The following is a 24,851-nucleotide window of genomic DNA, read 5'->3' as shown; positions in this document are numbered from 1 at the left end:
ATCCAATTTAATTCTACACTAATTACTACGAATGTGACGAATTACAAGAATTGTTTAACGGTTCATATTTTTCCCCTCTTGAGAGGGGGCGGGTAAGGCAGCGCGTTGGCCGGGGTGTGTCATTCGGACTGTTCTAAAAGGACACACCCCTCCCCCCTCTCAAGAGGGGAACCGCTCAGGGCCACTACCCTTTAGTATCAAAATCAATTTCCCCCGGGCTGCCAGTTGTCTTTACCACCCAGTATATTCTTTAGGGTGTATCGCTTCGCTTCCTTATCGCTAAGCTGTTTCGACCAAGCTACGCGCTCTGTTGTTTTGGCTCCTACACCGTAACATTTATACTCCGCGTAATACGTTGTCTTCTCTTTATCGGGGAACATGGCATCACCTTTCCATGGGTTCCAACCGGCCGGGGCAATGTGCGCACCTATTTCGGTATGGATAAATACGGTTTTAGCATAAGGCCTCCATGGGCGGCCGAGTACGGCTTTTTTCACTGTGCTATCGGCTATCAGTTTGCAATCCATCAGCACATAACCAAACTCCTGGTTGGGGGTGGTGGCTGCCGCTGTTATAAATGAATCGGTCAAATTTTTAATGGTGCAACGCAGAAACAACACAGTGGCCTCGCCAAAAATAAAATCGGTAGTACCTTCGATGTAGCAATCCTGGTAAAGCTGGCGGCTGCTGCCTGTGGCGGTGTACAAAGTATCCTGGTTGCCCAATAAGCGGCATTTGCTTATCACGCAACGGTCGGCCTCAACATGTAAAGCTACTGCTTGCCCTACCCTGCCTGCCGTATTTTCGATAGTGAGGTTGCTGGCCTCAAAACCATCGCCCTGTACCAAAACGGTGTACGAAGTGTAAGTTGTCATTTTATCCTTACCGTAAGAATCTTTACCGCCCGGTACAGCCTTGCCCGAATAATCGTTATTAGTGATGATAGTACTTTCGGCACTTTCGCCCACCAATGATATATTGGTTTTCCAGCTTGGAACCACCAGTTTTTCGTGGTAGATACCTTTTTTAATATGGATGACAACCCGCATTTGGCCTAAATCGCGCACCGAGTTTACGGCTTCCTGAATAGTTTTATAATTACCGCTGCCATCAGGGGCAACGGTAAGTTCGTTTGGCAGTATGGGTTGCTGAGCAAATGCGTTGCCAACCGTCAACAATGCAAGTACTAATAACTTCAATACTTTCATAGCGGTGTTATTTGGTGACAAATGCTTTTTGCTCGGCACCGTTTTTAAACGCCACCTTCTCTTTAGCCTTACTTAAATCAGACCCTGTAACCTGTACACCGGTAGTTTTTTTGCCATTAATGCCAAACAATTGTTCGGTACCAGTACCGTAACGCAGGTTGCTGAATTTTACATTGCTTGAGTTAATGATGTTTACTAACGGCGTAGTGGTTTTGGCTTCTACGTAAAAGTTTTTAAGGGTGATATCTTTACCCTCAATTATATCGATGCCTTTATTGGCTTTAATGGTAACGTTTTCGAGATTGATGTTTTTGATGGCCATTTCGGGTAATCCGCGAATCATGAGGGCACGGTCGGCACCGTTACATGATACATTGCTCACCCAAAAATCTTTAAACACAGGGGTAGCCTCGGTTACCGGTGGGATGTTGGTATCGTTAGCCATTTCCTCATCCGTTGGCGATTTACCAGTGTAGTACATATCAAACAAAATGGCGCTGGTTACAATATCGCGCATGGCTATGTTTTTAATGTGGATATTTTCGACCACACCACCACGGCCACGGGTTGTTTTAAAACGCAGGCCAATATCAGTACCAATAAAAGTACAATCGCTCACGAACAGGTTACGCGCCCCGCCCGACATTTCGCTGCCAATAACAAAGCCACCATGTGCACGGTATACAATGCTGTTTTTTACCACCATGTTTTCGGTTGGCATACCACGTTTGCGTCCCTCTTCATCACGGCCCGATTTGATACAGATACCATCATCGCCACAATCAAACGTGCTATTATCGATCATCACGTTTTTACATGATTCTACGTCTATACCGTCGCCATTTGCCGCATTCCACGGGTTTCGCACACGTACGCCATCAACCGTTAAATCCTGGCACATTAGGGTATGCAAACACCATGCAGCTGAGTTTTGGAACGTAGCACCCTGCAACAAAACTTTTTTGCAGTTGGCAAGCACCAGCATGTTAGGGCGGTAATAATCCTTAAACTCCTTAGCCGATTCGGCCGTTGTGCCCGGCTCAATATAACCGGCTTTTGGCGTTTTGGCCGCCTTGTAATAAGCTGCCGAAGGGTACCATGTTTTACCGTTTTCGCTTATTACACCGCCCGATGCTACTTTGCGTTTCCATTCCTCCTCGGTTAAGCGGTCCTTGCCAATTAAGCGCCATATTTCGCCGTTACCGTCAATAATACCTTCGCCGGTTATGGCTATATTGGTAAGGTTGGTGCCTGATATTGGCGACTCGTTACGGTACGCTGCATGGCCCTCCCAGTTACCTTCTATTATTTTGTACTGGCTTTTATCGGCTGTAAATTGTAGCAAGGCAGCCCTGCTTACATGCAGGTTTACGTTACTTTTTAACTTAACCGGGCCGGTTAGCCATAAGCCTTGTGGTATTAAAACCACGCCACCACCTTTACTGCTGCAGGCATCAATTGCCTTGTTTATGCTTTGCGTATTGAGGGTAATACCATCGGGCTTAGCGCCGTATTTAACAATATTGAATGTATCTTTTTTAAATACCGGTTTTGCAATTTTAGGCAGGTTACTCCAACTGTAAGGTTTAGCTGCGGTTTGTGCCGAAGCAAAATGAGCGCTGCCCGTAAGTAGCAAGGCAACAATACTGTACTTTTTAATATTTACCATTTAGGTGTGGTTTATGTGGTTTTCAAATTAAGGCAATTACCAACGAAACGGGTTGACTAATGTTGCCCAACTTGTTATTATAAGTTATCACGATTTAGGTTTAACAATATGCTCTGCCAAACCAAGCTTTAATTCGATTATGTTTTTAAGCACAATTTCGGCCACGCGGCGGGCGCCTAATTCGCTAAAATGGGTATCATCTTCTTTACCTTTGGGGTAGTTAGGGTTTTGGCCGGGCTCGAGGTAATTAAGGAGCATTTTTGATTTTTCATCGCCCAATTGCTGAAACATCTGCTGGCTTTGGATATCCAAATCGATGAGTACTACTTTGGTATCTTTTGCCACATTGCGCACTATTTGTGCATAAACTTCGTGCGTTTGTAAAATGTGACCGGTACTGTCAAACTTGCGGCGGGCTACAGGAGTAATTAAAACCGGGGTAACTTTTTTGCCTTTGGCAGCAGCTACAAACATTTCGAGGTTCTTTTTAAATTCGGATTCGGTAGTTGCACTTTTCTTGGTGGGCACTTCGTCGTTATGCCCAAACTGGATGATGAGGTAATCGCCTGCTTTCATGCCCTCGTTAACCGATGCCCAACCGCCGTTTATAAACGTTTTTGTACTCTTGCCGTTTTTAGCCCGGTTCTCAATTACTATGGTACTATCAAAATAATTGGCAAAGGGCATACCCCAACCGGTTTCGGGGTAGTAACGTTTTTCTTTGATCGACATGGTAGAATCGCCGATCATGTAAACGGTTGTTTTTTGCGGAGGGGAAATCCAGGCACATAAAGCCAGAAACAGTACACTAAGTAATGTTAGGTTTGTTCTCATAAATTGACTGGGCTACTGTAATAAGCGGTTTATAATGTATTTTACAGGATTTGTAGCCGCACTAAAGTTAAACATAACAACTTATAAAACAACACAAAGGGCTTGCCCGGTATACGAACAAGCCCTTTGTAGCAGAATTTTTATATGAATGTGCTTAGAAACCTAAGCCTAAAGCAAAACCACGTACCGTTTGCGGAATAGTTACTCCGGCAGTTGCAGCCCCCGTAGTTAAGTTTACACTATATAAACGGGTAACGTTACCTACGGTAAATACACCGTAAGCTACATTGTTGGCAGCACTAATATCAAAGCCGTTGGCCTCGGTTATTGTGATGCCTAATGAACCAATATCGGTCATTACGCCAGTATTAGGATTAGGGTCTTGTTTATAAAGTCTTCCTGTTTGCGAGTTAATGGTATATAGTACAGTTGTTGTTGCTCCGGCAAAATTATTGGTGTATGCTGCCGCATTTACAAATTGGGTAGCTGCCGGTAATGGAGTATCTACGCCTGCAATAGTACCATCATTGGGATTAACACGCAGGTTTTGGCCGGTGTTGCTTACTACACGTATTAAATCGGCAACCGGGTTAAAATCAAATCCGAATGAAGTACCCGATAAAGCTGTACTGAACGTATTTGTACCAACTTGTGTTGCGGCGCCGGTCCCTGTATTGATGGCATACAAACGGCTTGTGCTGCCTAAACCATACAACTGGCCATTTAACGGACGAAAATCAATACCCACTATTTGCTCATTAGCTTGTAAACCGGTAATGGGTTTGGTTAGAGGTGTAGCTGTACTGCCCGGATTGAAAAACACTAACTCGTTATTTGCACCTACTGCATAGGCTACCGGGTTGGTAAATATAGCTAAACCAAGCACGTTTGCATTTAGGGTATATGCCTTGTATGCACGCCCGTTAGCTAAATCAATTCCGTAAAGGCTTTGTACACCAGCAACAGTCATAGTAGCCAATGCCGATTTGCTATCAGGTGCAATATCAAAATCGCTTACGGCGGTAGCATTTACGCCTAAATCGCCTATGGCTACCAGCGTACCGTTGTTTGGCAGATCTTGTTTGTATAGCTTTTTGGTAATAGGGTCAATATCTAATAATGTTGTTGTGGTTGCACCTGCATAGTTTTCGGTATACGCTACTGATGAAATTTTAGCTCCGGTAGCACCATTAATCGCAGCATCGGTGCCTACTACAGCTCCAGTTGTTGGGCTAATGCGCAAATTTTGACCGTTGTTACTTACCAAACGCAACAGATCTACCGTTGGGTTAAAATCAATACCCACATTGGTTCCGTCAATTGCTGGTGTAAAAGGAGTAGTGCTGATAGCACGAGCTGCACCAGTAGCCGGATTAATTATATAAACGCGGCTGCCGCTGCTCACACCATATAACTCACCTGTTGCCGGGCGATAATCAATAGCCAATATATTTTCGCCGTTTTGCAAACCCGAGATATTGAGTATTTGTGTTAAAGCCGAGCTTGTTTGCGCATTAAAAGAGGTGATGCGATTACTCTGCAAAAGTGCGGTTACGTTTACATTGGGTGCAATAATCTCATTACCCTCGTTGTTATTGTTATTATCATCGTTTTTTGAGCACGAACTCAATAATAAAGGTAAAGCTATTGCGCAAGCGGCAACGGCCTTTAGCATAAAGGTAGTTGTGTATCTTTTCATAATTATAAGGAAATACGTAATAAAGTAAAGTACTATAACAGTACTTAAAAAATAAACTGCAAAAAATAGGTTAGCAGTTTGGCGGAGGTGTTGGCACAGTTAAAACGTGCGACGTTGAAAACGCTGTACTATGATGATATATAGGGGATTGGAGATTTTCATGAAACAGGGGTGCAAAATCCAGCATTGCCATTTCGAAATAACCGGTTAGTTGCTTATCGGCAAATTTACCTTCTTCGGTATCATTGCTATCTTCCTGCTCACTATTGTTGTTCACATAACTCCACAAGCTCTTTTTTATGCCGATAGGGTTAAACGTATATATTTTCCCGGCAAAAGCAATCAAAAGAATAAAAGCTATAGTCAGGTACATCCCCCTAAAAGGAAAACAGCCTGCTAACTATATTTTTATTGCTACTCATTTAATGCAACCTACGGGGTTTGCATGAGTAAAGTTTTCAAAGAGAATAAAGTTTTAATTTGGCTGTTAACTACTTACAACCTTTAGATTTATTTCAATACGATATAAGGCTTTATCTTCTTCAGTACGGCTTCATCTAAAATGGCTACGTTGCTCAACTCATCAAAAGTTTCGTAATCGCCGTGCTGCTTGCGGTATTGTATAACGGCATTCATTTGCTTGTAGCTCAAGTATGGAAAGTTCTTCAAATCGTCGTATTCGGCTGCATTGATATTGATCTTTTTAAGTTTCCGAACATTAACTGTAAACTGCGCCTGTATATCACGATACTGCATATCATCTATGCCAAAAACTTCTTTTAGCTGCTGCTTGCTGTGATACCCGCCCAACCTTTTACGGTACTGCACTATGCGGCGGGCAAATGCAGGGCCTATGCCTTTTAAGCGGGTCAATTTAGCCGAATCAGCCGTATTTAATTCGACTATTGTTAAGGGTTTTATATCGCCGTAATTACTTGCTGGTAAATCTATGTATGGTTCCAGCCGTTTATAATCATCAGCAGTAAGTGTATACATTTTCTTAACATCAGCTTTGGTATAAAAACGGCCGCCTTTGGCTTCGTAGTTTTTAATGCCTTTTATTTGTCGTTCGGTTAAGCCCAGCTTTTGCCATTGTGCTGCCGGGAGATTATTAGGCTTGAATTTGAATAACACCAATGGTACTTTACTCCGGTTGCCTTCTTCTTCAGGTATATCGCCGGTAACGCCAGCTTTCTTCAATTGGGCAACGGCTATTTCTAAACGCTTAAAATTAACCGGTTGCTCTTTATAAAACCTATTGTATACGTATGGCGCAATTAAAACTGCAACAATGAGTAATAGCAGAATAATGAGTCCGTTCCATTCGGTTTTAGTTACCGACAGGTAATTTTTAATACGCGTTTTCACTTAATGGCTTAGAAATGGTTAAATTAGTAATTTTATAATATTCCCTACGTATTTACCTATATGAAGATTATAACCACAGATGAATTTGCCAAGGCCACCAAGCTTGATAAGTTGCGGATGCCCGGCCTGTCAGCTTTGCTGATGGAGTTAATGAAAATTAACCAGGTAAACGATTTGTTTGCCGCTGCCCAGCCCAAACAAGGCCCTGAGTTTGTGGACGCTATTTTAGAAGGCTGCGGTGTAACTATTGATTTTGACGAAAGTGAGCTGAAAAATCTTCCTGCCGATGGTGCATTTATAGCCATTGCCAACCACCCTTATGGCGGTATTGAGGGCATGATCTTACTAAAAATATTATGCATGGCCCGGCCCGATTCAAAACTGATGGCCAATTTTTTGCTCAAAAAAATACCCAACCTGGCCGATTATTTTGTTGCCGTTAACCCGTTTGAGAACATTGAGCATTCATCAAGTATAAGCGGTATAAAATCTACCATGGAATTGCTGCGAAACGGTACCCCTATCGGTATTTTTCCGGCGGGCGAGGTTTCCACCTATAAAATTGACACCAAGCAGGTAACCGACCGCATGTGGCACCCGGTGGTGGGTAAGCTCATTGCCAAGGCTAAAGTACCGGTAGTTCCCATTTATTTTCATGGCAACAACGGCTTATTATTTAATTTGCTGAGCCTGATACATCCTACCCTGCGTACGGCTAAGCTACCATCTGAGCTATTTAACAAGCAGGGGCACACCATCAAGCTACGAATTGGCAAGCCTATAAAGGTTGAAGAAATTCCTAATTACAACAACGTTACGCAATTACTCAACTTTTTAAGGGCCAAAACCTATGCTTTGGGCACGGGCTTAGAAGACGAGAAACGTTTATTTAACCCGCGTAACCTTTTTAAAATAAAAAAGGAGCCTAAAGAAATTGTGCCCCCTACTGAAGCCGAACTCATGGATCGGGAATTGGTTCCGCTGCGCGAAAATTACAAGGTTTGGACCGAGAAAAACTACGAGGTATTTATTACTCCTACCGCGCTAATCCCTAACATTATACGCGAGATTGGCCGGCTGCGCGAAATCACCTTCCGCGAGGTTGGTGAGGGCACCAATAATAGCACCGATTTAGACGAGTATGATATTTACTATCATCACCTGTTTATTTGGGATACCGATGCAAAAAGCGTTGTAGGCGCTTACCGTATAGGTATGGGCGATGAAATATTTGACAGCTTTGGCAAAAAAGGTTTTTACACCGCCAACCTGTTTAAAATAAGGTCGCAGTTTAGCGATGTGCTGCAAAGCAGCTTAGAGTTGGGCCGCTCCTGGATTCGTAAAGAATATCAGCAAAAGGCTCTCCCGCTTTTTTTGCTTTGGAAAGGCATTTTAAAGTTTGTTATTGATAACCCGCGCTACCGCTATTTAATTGGTCCGGTAAGTATTAGCAACACCTTTTCCAAATTCTCTAAATCGCTTATAGTAGATTACATTACCCGCCACCATTTTGACCATGAAATGGCGCAATATGTAAAGCCACGCAAACAGTTTAAGGTTGATTTTTCGAGCATAGATACCGACCTGCTGATGGCCGGCGAGGAAAACTTTAAGAAACTGGATAACCTGATATCTGAAATTGAAACGCACAACATTAAGGTACCTGTATTGCTGCGCCAGTACATATCACTCAATGCCAAAATTATTTGCTTTAACATCGACCCTAAATTTGCCGACTGCTTAGACGGTTTCCTGGTGCTCGATTTGCAGAAAGTGCCTAAAGATGTATTGGAGAAAATAGGAAGGAATTTGTAAAAGATATCTTCCCGTTTTTATTATAAAACTAAAAAGCTCCCGCTAATATTAGCGGGAGCTTTTTGGTTTGTTATTGATTTCTTTAAATCAGTGGCTTATTTGAATAAAGTCCAACCGGTAGCCCAGTTAGTAGTACCAATTGCACCTCTGTAAGTTACGTTAGTATCAAAACCGTTAGCTGTAGTAAAGTTACCTGCAAATGAAGTACCTGCAGTAAGCAATACCGAGCCTGAAGTTGGAACCAGATTAGCGTTAGCTACGTTGAACGGATCTGTTAAACCAGCACCGGCAGCAGTACCAAGTTTGTTTAAGCTTGTTGCTAAGCTTTCCATTTTAGCAAGATCAAAACCTGTAACGGTTGTAACGTCGCTACCAATGTTAAATGGAGAAGCAGCTACAGAGAAAATTGAATTGTTTTTGAATACGCTTGTTCCAGCATTGTAAGCAGCAGCACTTTCGTTTGACTCGATTGAGAACGAAGCTAATTGGCTACCTAAGAATACAGAGTTCACAATTTCAAACTCAGCACCTCTTCTGAAACGTGCACCGTAACCGTAGTTAGCTCTAACATCACTTGCAACACCGTTGTTACCAATGGCAGTTAAATTTGATATACGGGCGTGAGTTTTAGGAGTAAGGTTATAATCTTTACCGCTACCTACGTTATCCCACTCAAGGTTGTTTGAAACGTCGCCACCGGTTTTTAGTATCGGTGAAAGCCGGATCTTTAAAAGAGATTAAGTATTGCAGGTTACCATGGTATCCGTCATCAAAGTCAAAATCGTCATCAGCACATGCATAAGCAATAAGGTATTTAGCGTTAAATGAACCACCAAAGAATTCAAAGCCGTCATCTAAGCCGCGTAAAACCTCAATGTGGTCAACAGTAGTACCGCTACCTACGCCGTACATTGATAAACCATTAACCTCGTCATTAGGGTTAGCAGTTTTACCAGCGTACTCAATGCGGATATATTGTAAAGCACCTGAGTTATCAGCATCATTAGTACCACCAAACTTGTTGTAAGTAGCATCAGTAACACCTTCCATTTGAGCGTGGTTACCGTTACCTGTAGCGCTACCAGCTACAATTACACCGCCCAAATCGCCCGGAGCAGGAGTAGTTTCGCCTGAAGTAAATACAATTGGCTCAGCAGCAGTACCACGGGCCTGAATCTTAGCGCCTCTGGTAATTACCAATACACCTGCATTGGCTCTTTTGCTTATAATTTTTGTACCTGGTTGAATAGTTAAGGTTGTATTAGCACCGGTTACATAAACGAAACCTTCTAAAGTCCATACTTTATCTTTTGTTAAAGTAACGCTTGAAGTAATAGCACCGGTTAAGGTTGTGCTACCTGGAACAACAGTTCCTGTATCTACGTTATCATCATCGCTGCTGCATGATGAAAATAAACTTGTGGCCAATAAGCCGATAACTAACAAATAGTTGAATCTTTTCATTTTCTATTTTTTTTACAATTTTCGACGTTTATTATTAACTGAGGCTTGAATGTATGTTAAGAATTTGTTATGAATTAAAAGTTGTAAACAAATTGTAAACTAACGTTACGGCCAGGTTTTGTGGCCTGAAAGTTTTTATCAACCGATGCGTTGTACACTCTTTTGTTATCATAATTGGTGTACAGGCGTATAGGCTGTGCAAAAATGTCTGAGATGTTAAGCTTAATTTCGGCTTTGTTTTTTATGATGCGTTTACCCACCTGAAAGTCTAACAAGTCTCTTGGGTTTTCATAAATATCACGGCCCGAATTTTCACCTACGTAAGCAATACGCTCCCCTATGCGGTTGTATAACAGGTTTAACACTAAACCATTGGTGTTACCCACATATTGCAAGCCACCATTTAACAGGTATGGCGATTGACCTTGCAATGGTCTGTTTGGATTGCTATTAGCTACCGTTACACGAGATTTAATGTATGATGCATTTACATAAAACGTTAAGTTTTTAAGATAGGCTTGAGTACCCAAAATATCTAAACGTCTTCTGAATTCCAGTTCGGCACCAAAGTCATAAGCGCTTTTAGCATTATTAAAGCTGAATGTGCGGTTACCATCGTTTGTTTTTTCGATAGCATTGTTAAAGTGCTTGTAAAAAGCAGATACCGACATAATTTGACCCGCCGACGGGAAGAACTCATAACGGATATCGGCATTGGTAATCAACGTCCTTTTTAAGTTAGGGTTACCTATTACGTTAAAGTCTGTTACGAAATCATAGTACGAAAACAATGCAAGCTCTCTTAGCTCAGGACGGGCTACAGTTTGCGAACCTGCTACACGTAAGTTTGATTTAGCGTTTAAAGCATAAATAAGGTTTACCGAAGGCAATACGTCTGTGTTAAGATACCTTTGCTTTTTAGTTCCCGGTTGTTGTATGGTTTGCTCATAACGTTCTACCCTTGCGCCAGCAATTAAACGTAAATCGTCAGACAGTTTGTTCTCTGTCATTAAATAGCCGGCGTTTAAGTACACCTTACCATCATAGTTAATATTGTAACCGTTTATCGGGAAAATGCCAATATTGTATTGCGCTAAATTGGTGCTGCTAAAAATATTGTCAACAGTAATGCCGTTATTTAAGTAAATATTGCGGCCGTTAGCGCCACCTGCTATAGCATAACCCAAAGTCTCGATACTATAAGTACGGTCTCTTAACTGCGTTAAATAGCCAAACTTAAGTTTATTATTTGTTTGCTTAAACAGCGTGTAAGGGATGCTCACATTCACTTTACCACCGTAAATATTCTCACCTAAATCAGAGTATAAGCGGCCAGCGTTTTGTATTGCAGCCTGGTTAAAGTTTGACAAGCTTACATACCAATCAGGGCTTGCCGATGGTCTTTGAAATTGCTCTAAAATTCTTTGGTCAGGTTGCTTACGATAAGAATAGCCGTAAGATAAGTTGTAATCGATGTTGATTTTGCTGGTTGGTAAAAAGTGCTGACCCTCAAATACCGAGCTAAACAGACCGTTGCGGGTAACATCAGTTTGCGCACTTCTTACGTTAGTAATATCTCCACCTTCAACATAGGCTCCGCTACGCTCAGTATAGTTATTGGTAAATACGTTGTTATATAAATTTTTGAGAGAGTACTTGCTGTTTTTGTGCGAGTATGAAAGGTTTAATAAAGCACCTAAGGTATTGGTGAAGTTATATAAACCGTCATTTAAATTGTACAGAGGCTGGCCATCGGCAACGGTGTAAGCGTCGCGTTGCCTGTCAAATCTTTCGATATTGTTACTGTAGTTTACCGAAGCTATGTACCCTATTTTAGAATCATTTTTCAAATTCAAGGTATTGCCCACAACAAACTGCAGGTTTTGGCCCGGATAGCCGCTAAACTGCTTTCTTAAGCCGTATGTGTTCTTGAATTGCTGAGTTATAGCAACTTGCTGCGATGAAGAATAAGAAAGATATTCTGATTTGTTTAACTTTTTCCAGGTAGATGGCAACGCTCTCGAACCGTTATCAAAACCACCTAAATAATCAAGTGAACCTGTGGTACCTTGCTTAAAATCTTTAAAGGTAGTTTTTGTGTTACCATATACACCCAGTTGTAAGCTTACTACTTTGGTTTCAGGAAAATCCTTAGTAGTTATTTGTACCGCGCCACCGGCAAAATCGCCCGGAAGGTCGGGGGTAGCGGTTTTGCTGATTACAATGTTATCAACTAAACTTGATGGTATAACGTCAAATGAGAACGCTTTTCTATCAGGCTCCGAGCTTGGTAGCACGGCATTGTTAAGCATGGTAGTATTGTAACGATCGCCCAAGCCACGTACTACCACAAATTTACCGTCCTGGATACTGGTACCGCTTACGCGTTTAAGTACTTCGCCGGTGTTGCGGTCTGGTGAACGGCGGATAGCTTCGGCCGAGATACCGTCAGACACGCGGGTACTATTTTTTTGCTGCGAGTATAAAGCATTAGCCGATTCCTGGCGAAAACTGGCTTTAACTGTTACTGCTGCTAATTGTTGCGTAGCGGCCTCGGTTAAAACAATGTTTAATACCGTTGGCTGACCCGCCTTAATTTCAATATCAGAAATTTGTTTGTTTTGATATCCTACATAGCGCACTAAAATACTGCGTGCACCGGTCGGAACATCACTAATGGTATACTCGCCGTTTACATTGGTTGCAGAACCCTTTGTTGTGCCCTCAACTAATATAGATGCGCCGATAAGGGCTTCACCGGTTTTTTGGTCGGTAATTTTACCGGTTAACTTACCGCCACCCTGGGCATTTGCCGAACTAAATGATGCTGTTAGCAGTAAGCAGATAGTTAATTTTAATAAGGTAATAGCTAATTTTTTCACTTGCATATTATTATGCAGCAAAAGTATTAGCGCAACATTAGCTTAATGTTATTATGAAATTAACTGTGTGGGTTATAATTGTTAAGTTAATATTAACAACTACTATAACTACCTCAAATACTGTATTTTTTGATTAGAAGTTAATATTTATAGATTAAGTTAATATAACATGTCTATAAACTTAAACAAGACTTTTTGTGGCTTACTAATATTTTAAACCTAATTTTTTAAGCAATAATACAAGCACCCACACAGGTGCTTTAAACAGAAAATTAAAACCTTTACTAATCTTAGATGCGCTGATGGCAAATAGTTGCACGGCTAAGGTAAATGCAAATACACTAAAACCAATAACCCATAACGCGGGGCCGCCAGCTTTTTGCCAACCTTCTAATTGTATAATACCGTAGCTAAAGCCAAATAACCAAAACAACATAAGGTATGATACCATGGGCGATAACCGCAGCAGGTAATAAATTAAACCTGCTATTAAAAACGAAGCCCAATTTAAATAGCCATTGTACTTACCCAAAAAAGCCAGATGCGGAAACGGGAGTGCCCAAACAAGGGTTACTAAACCAAAAAGCATCAGTAAAACAAATAGCGCAGCTACTCCTGCATTTTTATTGTAAGCTGTACCAACTTCTTCAAAATAGCGGTCTACCGGGCGTTGTTCAATTTTAGATGGCATGATGAGGGGTTATATTTATTAAAAAAGCGACAGAAGACTACTCCCCTGTCGCTTGGTAATATTTTATTAATATTAATTACTTGGCGTATGATACCGAGCGGGTTTCGCGTATTACGGTAACTTTAATCTGACCAGGGTAAGTCATTTCGGTTTGTATACGGTTTGATATATCGGCAGCCAGTATTTCTGATTGTGCATCGGTTACCTTTTCGCTCTCAACAACCACGCGCAACTCGCGACCGGCCTGTATAGCAAAGGTTTTCTCAACACCAGGGTATGATAAAGCCAGCTCTTCCAGTTCTTTCAAACGTTTAATATAGCTTTCAACCACCTCACGGCGTGCACCCGGACGTGCACCCGAAATAGCATCACAAGCCTGGATAATAGGCGAGATCATTGAAGTCATTTCCACTTCATCGTGGTGAGCGCCAATGGCGTTACATACTTCCGGATGTTCCTTATATTTTTCGGCCAGTTGCATACCTAAAATTGCGTGTGGCAATTCAGGGTTATCATCAGGCACTTTACCAATATCGTGCAGTAAACCTGCACGTTTAGCAAGTTTAACGTTCAAGCCCAACTCAGCAGCCATGGTAGCGCAAAAATTAGCCACCTCGCGTGAGTGCTGCAACAAGTTTTGCCCGTAAGATGAACGGTAACGCATACGGCCTACCATACGAATCAATTCAGGGTGCAATCCGTGTATGCCTAAGTCAATAACGGTACGCTCGCCTATTTCTACAATTTCTTCTTCAATTTGCTTACGGGTTTTGGCAACCACCTCCTCAATACGTGCCGGGTGAATACGACCATCAGTTACCAAACGGTGCATAGCCAAACGGGCAATCTCGCGGCGTACCGGGTCAAATCCCGAAAGAATGATAGCCTCAGGCGTATCGTCTACAATAATCTCAATACCTGTAGCAGCTTCCAGCGCACGTATATTACGACCTTCTCTACCGATAATACGGCCTTTAATCTCATCATTCTCGATGTTGAAGATAGAAACTGTATTCTCGATGGCACTCTCCGTAGCAGTACGCTGAATGGTTTGAATAACCACTTTTTTAGCCTCTTTGGTAGCGGTAAGCTTGGCCTCGTCCACAATGTCCTTGATCTGCATCATGGCTTTGGTACGGGCTTCCTCGCGCAGGGTATCAACCAGCTGGTTCTTGGCTTCTTCGGCAGTTAAACCGGCAATTGTTTCCAGTTGCTCAACGTGCTGTTGTTTCAAATGATCAACCTCTTCCTGCTTTTTATGCAGAATTTCGGTTTGTTTCTCCAGGTTCTTGCGGGTTCCGTCCAACTCGTTCTCTTTACGGTTGGCGTTTTCCAGTTTTTGGTTTAACGATTGCTCTTTTTGTTTAATAGAGTTTTCGCGCTGGTTGATGTTGTTGTTTTTAGTATTTACTTCCTGCTCGTGCTCAGCTTTCAGTTGCAAAAACTTCTCCTTAGCCTCAAGTAACTTATTTTTCTTCAGTATCTCGGCATTGTTCTCAGCATCTTTAAGTATCTTTTTTACTTTATTCTGAGCTGATATTTCCTGCTCTTTAAATAGCTTGCGGAGCAGAAACCGGCCTATGAATGTGCCTATGATTGCACCTACCAGTAAGCCTATAATGGTATATAAAAAATCCATTTTGGTGTTTGTGTGATGTATATTATATGTTAAAAAAAAACGCAACTAAATTTTAAGTGCCATCCCACAATACTAATTGCAAAACGGGCCGTAAACAGGTTAAAACTACAACCTGCCGGTAACCATTCAGCAACAAGCCTGTGCCTGCCAGTGAAACTTAAAATTTAACCGCGTTAAATTCTACAATGCTCTAATATGTAAGAACGTTATTGCTTGTTAAAAAATTCCGTCAACATATGGTCTAACTGGTAAGCTTTTTCGGCCACGGTAGTATCTTCAACCGTTACCTTGCGCTCTGCCTTTAATGATGCTGTTGCATAATGTAACACACTCATCGAAAGCAGATCTTGCTTATCTTTTACCGCATAATTTTCCTGATAGTCTTTTATACGGTCGTTTACCAACTTAGCTGCGCGGCGTATTAATTCCTCTTCCTCGGTATCTACCTTTAAAGGGTAAACACGGTCAGCAATATTTATTTTTATCGAGATTTCTCCCATTTTGAGCTTGTTCACTTTACAGTGTTACTTTTTAAGCAACACGATACACTTATCAATTTCCCGCACAAATTCGTTAATTTTTTGCTTGATGTCAAGGCTTTTTTCATTTGTTTCTGAAAATGATTTGGCCAGCTTCAATACACGAAGCTTTTCTTCAAGCTCTTTGGTCTTTTCTTTACTCACGTCCAAAGCTGTATTCAACGACTGATTTTCCAGTTTCAGCAAGTCATTTTCTTCCTGTAAGGCACCGCAAAGGGCTATCAGGCGCTCTGTTTTTTCTACTACTATGCTTAGCTGGTCAGTTACTGATGGCATTATGTCTTATTTCGAATTCCGAATGTTCAATTTCGAATTATATCCCCAAAGTGGGAAATAAAATTTTTAATTATCTAATTAAAGCAATATCATATTTTAAAATCAAATTCGAAATTGATTATTCGAAATTCGAAATCCTAAAGATATTACTTTCTTATCTCAGCTCCGGCTTCTTTACCAAAGTTGTATATAAGCTTTTGCATTATGGCATCAATGGCTTTATCGGTAAGGGTTTTTTCCTCGTCCTGCAACACAAAGCTCAGCGCGTATGATTTTTTACCTGCCGGAAGCTTATCACCCTGGTACACGTCAAATACACTAACCTCGGCAAGCAGCTTACGCTCAGTTTTTTGAGCAATTTGCTTTAACTGGCCAAAAGTTACAGCGGTATCAACCAGCATCGAAAGATCGCGGCGAACGGCAGGAAACTTGGATATATCTTTGTTTATAATTTTATTCCTGCGAACGATGTTTAACAAAGTATCAAAGTTAAAATCGGCGTAAAACACTTCTTTATCAACACCTGCCTTTTTTAGTGCACCCGGCAATACCGAACCAAACTTAACCAGCGTTTTACCACCTCGGAAGTTGTATTGTAAACCATAAGCAAACTCATGGTCGGTTATTTCGTCGGTGGTATAGTCGGTAATGCTTAAACGGCTCAGCAAACCATCAACAATAGCTTTAAGGTTATAGAACGATACTGGCGATGCCTTTTGATTCCATTGCTCCTGCTGGTTGCCCCCGGTTATAAAAACCGACATGCGCTGCGTTTCGGTGTACTTACCATCCTCAAAGAAGTAAGTTTTACCAAACTCATACAACTTTAAATCGGCCTGACGACGGTTTTGATTATAAGCAATAGCCTCCAAACCCGAATACAACAGCGTTTGGCGCATAATATCCAGATCATTGCTCAACGGGTTAAGCAACTTAACCGCGTTATCCAAACTTTCGGTGTATGATGAGCTGGTTAACGAGTTAGCCAGCATCTCGTTGAACCCATTGGCCGACAATAAGTCAGACAAGGCATTTTGTACCGTGTCTTTCTCAGGACGATTGCTGTTATTTAACGAGGCACGTATTTGAGTAGGTATTTCAATATTGTTATAACCGTAAATGCGCAGAATTTCTTCTATCACGTCCACATCGCGGGTTACATCCACACGGTAGGGCGGCACCTGTAATGATAAGCTTTCGGCGGTTTCGTTTACGATGGAAATGTCCAACGCTTGTATAATCGACTTGATGGTATCGTTACCAATGGCCTTGCCTATTAACCTGTCAATATTACGGTATGTAACCTCCACGTTAAACGGCTCAACGGGTGCAGGATAGATATCCGACACTTCCGATGAGATAACACCACCCGCAACCTCCTGAATTAACAGGGCGGCACGTTTAAGGGCAAATACGGTAATGTTAGGATCAACACCACGCTCAAAACGGAAGGAGGCATCGGTTTTTAAGCCAAAACGTTTTGATGTTTTACGCACCGATATCGGGTTAAAGTAAGCACTCTCCAGGAAAACCGCTGTAGTACCCTCTGTTACGCCCGATTTTGCACCACCGAAAACACCCGCTATACACATAGGCTCCTCGATGTTGCCTATCATCAAATCATCGGCCGAAAGCTTGCGTTCAACCTCATCTAACGTGGTGAATGAGGTACCTTCTGCATAAGTTTTCACTAACACTTTGCCACCTGTAATAGCATCGGCATCAAAAGCATGCAAAGGCTGCCCTAACTCGTGCAGCACATAGTTGGTAACATCCACAATGTTATTAATAGAACGCACACCAATTACAGCCAAACGCTCTTTTAACCATTGCGGCGACTCCTGCACCTTTACATCCGATATAGTTACGCTGGCGTAGCGCGGACAAGCAGCCTCAGCCTCAACAGTTACCGGAATGGTACGCTCTTGGTTATCAACCTTAAAGGCCGAAACATCGGGTTTGGTAATACCAATTTTCAGGAAAGCGGCAATATCACGCGCAGTACCCAGATGAGAGGCGGCATCGGCACGGTTAGGTGTAAGGCCTATCTCGAAAAGGTAATCGTCGTTAAGTTTGAAGTACTCTTTAGCAAGGGAACCCACCGGGGCATCGGCATCTAAGACCATAATACCGTCGTGGTTATGGCCTAAGCCAATTTCATCATCGGCACAGATCATACCCTGCGATAGCTCACCGCGAATTTTGGATTCTTTTATTTTAAATGGCTCACCTGTAGTTGGATGCACAGTTGAACCCACAACGGCCACTACCACTTTTTGACCGGCGGCCACATTGGGTGCACCACATACAATTTGCAGGTCTTCGTTACCGCCAACATCAACTTTGGTTACGCGGAGGCGGTCGGCGTTGGGGTGTTGTTGGGCATCTTTTACGTAGCCAATTACCAGTCCCTCAAGGCCTCCGGGTATGGCCTGCACTTTTTCCAGGCTCTCTACCTCCAGCCCTATGCCGGTTAGTATTTGCGATATATCTTCGGGCGACTTATCAGTTTGAATAAACTCTTTAAGCCAGTTATACGAAATCTTCATTATACTCTATAATCCGCCAAATATAAGATTTTTTGAGTTGGGATGCCGATTTTTTGGCTGTGGGAATACATCTTTTTAGCTCCCTGCTCTATTCTGATTTTTTCTTCTGAAAACCGCGAAATTCCACGAAAGATCCTCATTTTTACGTGGTGTTCAATTTAGTGTTTCATGAAACATGTTGAGCACTTGCAACGCATTGAACGCTGACCCGTCCTGAAAAAAGTTTACACTTTGTGTGGTTAATACTGTTATTGATTTACACTTTAAAGGTACGTACTAAAATAAGTTTACACAACATCCGCATACTGTTGCTTTACCGGGTAGTAATTCTGCCACCTTCGTTTGATCGGCCCTGTCAGCCTGTGGGCTTGTTCAGGTGTCATCATATCCAGGCTACTGTGCGGGCGCAGGGTATTATAGATAATAACAGCCTGCCTGATGCTTTGCCTGGCACTGCTGATATCTGCGTATCTTTCCTGCAATAGTTCCATCTTGAGGATCCCGTTAACCCGTTCTGCAATGGCATTGTCGCGCGGGTTACCACTTTGCGTCATGCTGATAGAGATCCCATTTTGCTTTAATAACTCCGTATATGCCCCGCTGCAGTATTGTATGCCCCGGTCCGAATGATGCACCAGGGGATGGTTTCCTTCCCGTTGCTTCAGTGCCATCTTTAAAGCCTGCAGGCAATTGTCCGTAGAAAGGTCATGGCTCATTGAAAAGCCAATGACCTTTCGGCTGTAAGCATCTGTTACCAGGCTCAGATAGGCAAAGCCTTCCCCCATGCGGATATAGGTAATATCGCTCACCCAAAGCTGGCCCGGACGGTCTATAACCATCTCTTTTACCAGGTCCGGGTACTTCCTGAAGCGGTGGTAGGAAAACGTGGTGCGTGCATGACGGCGCTTCTGCCGCACCAGCAGCCCGCTTTCCCGTAACAACACAAAGAATGCATCACGGCCTATAGCCGGCTGCAGCAGTGAAAACAGCTTCCTCGTCCCTATACGGGGTTGCTCCCTGCGGTAAGCCAGTACCTGCTGGACGAGCTCTTCCTGGCCGAAGCTCCGACGTTCCGTTGCTTTTAAATACTGATAATAAGCTTGTGTGCTGTAACCAAGCAGTCCGCACAGTTCACGCAAGCCACGTGAATGTGCCGTTATACTTACTCCGACCGCCTGATGCCAGACTTTTTTCTGATGTTAGTGCCCAGCTCCTGATCTGCTATATCGATGATATTGTTCAACAGTTCGTTCCTTAAACGCTCCTTGCGCAGCAGCTCTCTGAGCTGTGCTACATCATCAGGCATGGACGTGTCCTGCTCTTCCTGGGTTTTTTTAATGGGGTGCTCTTTTTTCACAATTCGATGGATAGTAGCCGCAGAGGTACTATACTTTTTGGCTAAGCTACGAAAACTTAGCCCGTGCGTGATCCGGTCATGAAGGATCTTCGCTATCTGGCTCTTGTTCATGGTTACACTTTCTGTTTTTATTGTGTAAACCTTAGCCAGGACAAGTCACTCGATAAGCCATTGATGATAGAATAACATATTGCATATATTAAAGGACTTACATCCAACAATATTAACAGGCCTTTTGCCACTTTCATATTTACGTTCAGTTAATAGGCCATTTAGTAATTCAATCAATCGGGTCGTGGTTATAAGTAGCAGTGTTTATATCATACAGCACTATGGTTTTAGGATCGGCCCGTAGCTGTACAGACAGGGCAGCGAAAGTTTCTTTTAAAATATCGGTAGGCACGGTACGGTTTTGTAAAATACAATCGGTGTTATGATTTTCGAAAGTCGTGCAAAAGATCATAGGATGCTGATGAATAGACATCTTCTTATTAAACTGGTATCCATTTATCAATTTGAAATAATTATTAATCTCTGGCCAAAATTCATTAAGAATTTCGTAACAAACTATTTTATTACTTTTTGTTTAAGCAGGGTTTCTCAAGGAGGACCCTGCGCCGCGTTTAGACACAACAGTCTATCCAACATCGCAGGTTCCTCTCCGAGAGACCCTGCGCGGACATAAAACCGCAAGGGAAGCTATGCCGGGAAAGCTAATCTAAACCGACTCTCAATTCTGTTATATGCCAACTGTCATTTTTTTTATTTAATGTAAAGTCATTCCGCTTTCTAAAATTAAAGTTATAAACTGTCATGCTGCATGAGTCTTTTCGAATTGTGAAATACCTGATTCCAAAACGTGCTCTTCGGTCAGTTACTCCTTTTGGCATCTGAGGGCTTTGGGCAGCCTTAGTATCTGCAATGTATTTAACAGTAACATCCTTTATCTTCCCCGGCCAGGATTGATTATAGACTTTAGATTTTACTAAATAACGTGAGTTCGGGATAAGGAATAATAGAAAGAGGAGGAAGTTATATATTTCTAAGTATTTGAATATCAATAAGTAAGCATAATTTGTTATATTTAAGTGTCGAATTTAAAGAACAACATCATATGCTTACTCCTGATAAAATTATAGAAATTTTCGTCAAAGTGGATGATTTCTGCAAAGAATTTGAAACTGAGATAGCTGATCATCAGCTTAATGCAGGTAATTACAGGGTACGGAACCGGAAAGCGTCGCTGGAAGACAGTGAGATCATCACCATTCTGATCGCCTTTCACAGCGGTCATTTCACCAATCTGAAACACTTTTACCTCGGCTATATATGCGCTTATTACAAGGGGCATTTCCCCGGCCTGGTGTAATACAACCGTTTTGTGGAATTACAGCAAAGGGTGGCTGTACCCATGATGCTCTTCCTTAAAGCACGGTGCCTGGGAGAATCCCGTGGTATCAACTTTATCGACTCCACGCATATTCATGTCTGCCATAACAGGCGCATACATAACCATAAAGTTTTTACAGGGGTAGCAGAAAGAGGCCAGTGTTCGCTGGGCTGGTTCTATGGCTTCAAATTACACCTGATCATTAACGATCAGGGTGAAATACTGTCTTTTTACCTTACAAAGGGCAATGTGGATGATAGGAACGTCAAACTGATGACCTCCATGACCGAACAAATATTTGGTAAGCTATTCGGCGATAAAGGTTATGTCTCTAAAGCATTGGCTGAATTACTTTGGGGGAACGGAATTCAAATGATCACCAAACCACGCAAGAACATGAAGGACTTTAATATCTCACAAGCTGACAGGATCATGCTTAGAAAAAGGGTCCTCATCGAGTGCGTTAACGATGAACTAAAAAACATTTGTAAACTTCAGCACACCCGGCACCGATCCGTAAACAAATTTTTAATGAATACCATGGGTGTACTTTGCGCCTATCATTTCTTCCCTAAAAAGCCTTCTCTAAATATCGTCTTTGAAACTAACGACAAACAATTAATTTTAGCCGCTTAAACCGAACTCACGTTAAATAAATAGTATCAGCTTTAAGATACTGTTTTATATCTAATTCCAACTCATGGTGCGTGAATACTGCTTGCATTATCTCAGCGGAATCTTTACCTGTATTATTACTCACCAGCTTGCTATTGCAGCTTGTTAGTAATATCATTAAAATGCAGAAAAATGATAATCTAAATTTCATAATATAATATTAAAAATTATATAGGTAAAACTTAATCCATTGAATTGCATTATTAGCTCCCATGTCATTACCATAAGGGTTTATATTCATTTCGAAAAAAGTTCCTGCTTCGCCAGAATTATGCGTTTCGGGATCGTAATATAGATACGAAAGTCGGTTTACATCTCTACCATAATGAACAAACTCATGAAATGTTGTAATAGCTAAAAGCAAGCCTGTTGCTTGATAAACTTTAGGAAGGTTAGCAGCATCTAATCCAAGTACGTAACTTTCACGAATCTGAGGAGTTCTTGTTACAGGATAATAATGCCCCAAAACTGGTAAGCCATAGCCATCTACTAAATTATGTACAACTACAACCTTGGGTCCCTTCCCCGGTTGCATCATTTGTTTTACTTGAGCTTCTGAAAACCCAGTATAGTAGGCAATTGCTTTAAGCACATTAGGGTATTTTTTTAAAAAGCCAGGCAAATCTGTTACTATATCTTTGAATTTTGGATATTTCCATAATCCAGTTGTATCAAGCAGTGCGGGCATAAAGGCATACCCGGTATCCACCCGCTGCAATAAATATTATATTATTGCAATGGCTTATACATGCTAATCATTATTGGTTTCATGATATAAGACATTTTAGTTAAAGTTCTGCCCTTAAATAACACGTAGTTATCATTTAAATATCCTATCGGTTCAAATGAATTGGTACAGTAATCAGATGCATACACATAAAAGATAGGAATTATAATATAACAGCCTTTTAGCTTATTGGCCTCAATAATTTGTTTTAGAATTATCGTATCGAGGTTGATTTTTATAGCATTAAATGCACTTTTAAAACTCTCGCTGGCACTGTCCGATATTAGCATTTCACCAAGTTTACCACTTGAGGAAACAGTTATTTGCAGATTAGTAAAGGTGGAGGTACATTTCTCGGTTAAATCTTTAGGGTATCGAAAGTTTCTGATAAATGATTTTTGAAATTCGAAACTCTGCACTTGCGCAAAAGTTGAATTGAGGTTTACAGTTGCTATTATGATTAACAACAAACTTAATGTAAGTCGTTTTTTATTTACATCGCTGACCTTTTGTTCCTGTAGCATCTTTGTATTTCTTATTTATATCCAATATATCGTTCGCTTCTTGAGGATTATTATTTACTAAATCTTTCCACGCCTGAGTTTCGCTCAAGCCACCCCAAGAAAGTGCTTTAGCATCCTTATCTGTCATTCCAGGAAACATACTTTGTAAATCATGTTGTAATGTATAAGCTAAATTTGTTCCCATTTGTGTGTGCTGATTGAATTCCCCCAGTTTACCTTGATAAGTCATATAAGCATGGGTAGCCTCATGTATTATTGTAGCAGCTATATATTCAACTGAACTTGTGTTTAATAATGAATTAATTGTTATTGTACTGTTGAACACACCTTGAGTACCTGGGTCTCCTTGTGGATCATTTTTTCCGTCTAACGTAGGAACTAAAGCCGCCTCTTCAAAAAACAGATTAAAATCCAAACTTTCTCCGAAAATTGAATTTACTATTTCTGAAGTATAACTATCCAAATTCTTCGCAATGGATTGATCGACCATTTTTTTCAAACAAGAATCTTTTATATTATTCATAATTCTACTTTTAACAGTAGAGCACTCTACTGTTGTCGGCGGCGGATACCCACCATCATCAATAATACTAATCGGGCTTTGCTCATTATCTAAAGTTTTATAAGCGTTGGTTTGCGTGTTACCACCGGGTATTGTTGCACATGGGTTTGATATAGTTCCACCACCACCTTCTCCACCTGTGTAAGGCATGCCCGGTATCCACCCATCATCATCTGCACTTACATAAGCAACAGCTTTGCAGGTAGAATAACTATATTCATGTTCACTTTCTGTACCATCCGGGTATCTGAGCCAGGTATAAAAATCTATGCATTCCCATCTTACACCTGTGTTTTTCTTGCCTTGTATTGTTTTTGTATTGTCTTCTATGGCATTGCTATTTACAGGCTGTTGTTTACTAAGCAGTTGCCGTCTTTATACGTCCAGTTGTTACTGTATTTGCCTTCGGGTGTATAATATACAAGTACACCGCTAAATTTAGGGTCGCGCTTGTTGTAATGGTTGTTTTGCAGCTTTGTGTAATCGCCTTTCAAATAATCGGCATCGGCTATAAGGGTCATAATAAAAGCCCTGTACCCACCTGCGTTTTTAAGTAAAACAAAAATGGTTTTGCTGTTTTCGGGTTTATACTCAACAGCGGCATCGCCCTTGCCAATTAAACCTACTCCAAACTTGCCGGGTTGCTCTACCGGAATTTCTATCACCTCATCACCATGGCGCTGGTAGGTTAATGCGTTTTGCCAATCGGGATTAATTAATACACTAAAATCAAAAGTTTTATTGGCTGTAACAGTTGCATTGTGCTTGGCGGGCTTTAAAGCGGTATAGGCTTTATCGTACCATAATTTAGCTTCGGCAACTTCGGGTTTTAGTTCGCCCTCGTTGGTATCACCGGCCTTTTTACAGCCAATCATTAAAATTACGGCAATAAGCAGGAGGTGCCTTAAACCGGGCTTAGGTTGTTTGAGAAACATTGAAATAAGATTATCCTCAATTATAAATAATTTCCACTCAGGCACAAA

The 24,851-nt window shown here is 41.5% G+C and carries 21 protein-coding genes and 1 pseudogene; 2 read left to right on the top strand and 20 right to left on the bottom strand.

The annotated features are described in order from the left end of the window. Nucleotides 1-203 precede the first annotated feature (203 nt). The 6 genes from QE417_RS17885 to QE417_RS17860 form a co-directional block, all read right to left on the bottom strand. Nucleotides 204-1,208 carry a pectinesterase family protein gene (locus QE417_RS17885; RefSeq protein WP_311951912.1) on the bottom strand — a complete coding sequence of 335 codons (1,005 nt, stop codon included), beginning with the start codon at nucleotides 1,206-1,208 and terminating at the stop codon, nucleotides 204-206. 7 nt (nucleotides 1,209-1,215) lie between these two features. Then, nucleotides 1,216-2,877 carry a glycoside hydrolase family 28 protein gene (locus QE417_RS17880; RefSeq protein ID WP_311951910.1) on the bottom strand — a complete coding sequence of 554 codons (1,662 nt, stop codon included), beginning with the start codon at nucleotides 2,875-2,877 and terminating at the stop codon, nucleotides 1,216-1,218. Nucleotides 2,878-2,964: 87 nt separating this feature from the next. Then, nucleotides 2,965-3,711, bottom strand: a complete 747-nt coding sequence (locus QE417_RS17875; protein WP_311951908.1) for a rhamnogalacturonan acetylesterase — start codon at nucleotides 3,709-3,711, stop codon at nucleotides 2,965-2,967. Between the two features lie 154 nt (nucleotides 3,712-3,865). Continuing rightward, nucleotides 3,866-5,410, bottom strand: a complete 1,545-nt coding sequence (locus QE417_RS17870; protein WP_311951906.1) for a DUF4394 domain-containing protein — start codon at nucleotides 5,408-5,410, stop codon at nucleotides 3,866-3,868. A gap of 70 nt (nucleotides 5,411-5,480) precedes the next feature. Next, nucleotides 5,481-5,783: a hypothetical protein gene (locus QE417_RS17865; protein WP_311951904.1), complete on the bottom strand. Its 303-nt coding sequence runs from the start codon at nucleotides 5,781-5,783 to the stop codon at nucleotides 5,481-5,483. 137 nt (nucleotides 5,784-5,920) lie between these two features. Continuing rightward, nucleotides 5,921-6,778 (bottom strand): helix-hairpin-helix domain-containing protein, encoded by an 858-nt coding sequence (locus tag QE417_RS17860; protein ID WP_311951902.1) that lies wholly within the window; start codon nucleotides 6,776-6,778, stop codon nucleotides 5,921-5,923. A gap of 60 nt (nucleotides 6,779-6,838) precedes the next feature. Between QE417_RS17860 and QE417_RS17855 the strand changes: the two genes are divergently transcribed. After that, a complete protein-coding gene (locus QE417_RS17855; RefSeq protein WP_311951900.1) occupies nucleotides 6,839-8,593 on the top strand; it encodes a lysophospholipid acyltransferase family protein in 1,755 nt (584 codons plus the stop codon). A gap of 95 nt (nucleotides 8,594-8,688) precedes the next feature. On the opposite strand, the gene QE417_RS17850 is transcribed toward QE417_RS17855, so the two are convergent. The 11 genes from QE417_RS17850 to QE417_RS17800 form a co-directional block, all read right to left on the bottom strand. Then, nucleotides 8,689-9,105 (bottom strand): hypothetical protein, encoded by a 417-nt coding sequence (locus QE417_RS17850; RefSeq protein ID WP_311951898.1) that lies wholly within the window; start codon nucleotides 9,103-9,105, stop codon nucleotides 8,689-8,691. Nucleotides 9,106-9,265: 160 nt separating this feature from the next. Beyond that, entirely contained in the window at nucleotides 9,266-10,057 is a 792-nt protein-coding gene (locus QE417_RS17845; protein ID WP_311951896.1) for a hypothetical protein, read from the bottom strand. A 74-nt stretch (nucleotides 10,058-10,131) separates the two neighbouring features. Further along, a complete protein-coding gene (locus QE417_RS17840) occupies nucleotides 10,132-12,945 on the bottom strand; it encodes a TonB-dependent receptor (RefSeq protein WP_311951895.1) in 2,814 nt (937 codons plus the stop codon). 199 nt (nucleotides 12,946-13,144) lie between these two features. After that, entirely contained in the window at nucleotides 13,145-13,630 is a 486-nt protein-coding gene (locus QE417_RS17835) for a hypothetical protein (RefSeq protein ID WP_311951893.1), read from the bottom strand. Nucleotides 13,631-13,706: 76 nt separating this feature from the next. Beyond that, nucleotides 13,707-15,269, bottom strand: coding sequence for a ribonuclease Y (gene rny / locus QE417_RS17830; RefSeq protein WP_311951891.1), 1,563 nt, complete (start codon nucleotides 15,267-15,269; stop codon nucleotides 13,707-13,709). A gap of 206 nt (nucleotides 15,270-15,475) precedes the next feature. Next, nucleotides 15,476-15,769 (bottom strand): cell division protein ZapA, encoded by a 294-nt coding sequence (locus QE417_RS17825; protein WP_311951889.1) that lies wholly within the window; start codon nucleotides 15,767-15,769, stop codon nucleotides 15,476-15,478. A 24-nt stretch (nucleotides 15,770-15,793) separates the two neighbouring features. Continuing rightward, nucleotides 15,794-16,084, bottom strand: a complete 291-nt coding sequence (locus QE417_RS17820) for a hypothetical protein (protein WP_311951888.1) — start codon at nucleotides 16,082-16,084, stop codon at nucleotides 15,794-15,796. 146 nt (nucleotides 16,085-16,230) lie between these two features. After that, the gene (gene pheT, locus QE417_RS17815; RefSeq protein ID WP_311951887.1) at nucleotides 16,231-18,633 is read right to left on the bottom strand and encodes a phenylalanine--tRNA ligase subunit beta; all 2,403 of its coding nucleotides are present in this window, start codon (nucleotides 18,631-18,633) and stop codon (nucleotides 16,231-16,233) included. Between the two features lie 287 nt (nucleotides 18,634-18,920). Then, nucleotides 18,921-19,793: an IS3 family transposase gene (locus QE417_RS17810; protein ID WP_311954588.1), complete on the bottom strand. Its 873-nt coding sequence runs from the start codon at nucleotides 19,791-19,793 to the stop codon at nucleotides 18,921-18,923. 2 nt (nucleotides 19,794-19,795) lie between these two features. Continuing rightward, on the bottom strand, nucleotides 19,796-20,101 hold the full coding sequence (locus QE417_RS17805) for a hypothetical protein (protein ID WP_311947754.1): 306 nt from the start codon (nucleotides 20,099-20,101) through the stop codon (nucleotides 19,796-19,798). A gap of 169 nt (nucleotides 20,102-20,270) precedes the next feature. Then, nucleotides 20,271-20,474 carry a hypothetical protein gene (locus tag QE417_RS17800; protein ID WP_311951885.1) on the bottom strand — a complete coding sequence of 68 codons (204 nt, stop codon included), beginning with the start codon at nucleotides 20,472-20,474 and terminating at the stop codon, nucleotides 20,271-20,273. A gap of 630 nt (nucleotides 20,475-21,104) precedes the next feature. Between QE417_RS17800 and QE417_RS17790 the strand changes: the two are divergent. After that, a pseudogene (locus tag QE417_RS17790) lies at nucleotides 21,105-22,016 on the top strand (IS982 family transposase). Nucleotides 22,017-22,215: 199 nt separating this feature from the next. Here the strand turns inward: QE417_RS17790 and QE417_RS17785 are convergent. The 3 genes from QE417_RS17785 to QE417_RS17775 form a co-directional block, all read right to left on the bottom strand. Next, nucleotides 22,216-22,743, bottom strand: a complete 528-nt coding sequence (locus QE417_RS17785) for a hypothetical protein (protein ID WP_311951879.1) — start codon at nucleotides 22,741-22,743, stop codon at nucleotides 22,216-22,218. Between the two features lie 528 nt (nucleotides 22,744-23,271). Next, nucleotides 23,272-24,018: a hypothetical protein gene (locus tag QE417_RS17780; RefSeq protein WP_311951877.1), complete on the bottom strand. Its 747-nt coding sequence runs from the start codon at nucleotides 24,016-24,018 to the stop codon at nucleotides 23,272-23,274. A 191-nt stretch (nucleotides 24,019-24,209) separates the two neighbouring features. Continuing rightward, nucleotides 24,210-24,803: a hypothetical protein gene (locus tag QE417_RS17775; RefSeq protein ID WP_311951875.1), complete on the bottom strand. Its 594-nt coding sequence runs from the start codon at nucleotides 24,801-24,803 to the stop codon at nucleotides 24,210-24,212. Between the last annotated feature and the right edge of the window lie 48 nt (nucleotides 24,804-24,851).

This window comes from Mucilaginibacter terrae (assembly GCF_031951985.1).
In the GTDB taxonomy this organism is placed as follows: Bacteria; Bacteroidota; Bacteroidia; order Sphingobacteriales; family Sphingobacteriaceae; genus Mucilaginibacter; species Mucilaginibacter terrae_A.
Note: the sequence above shows the minus strand (reverse complement) of the source record. Positions and strands in the feature narration are given on the sequence as shown.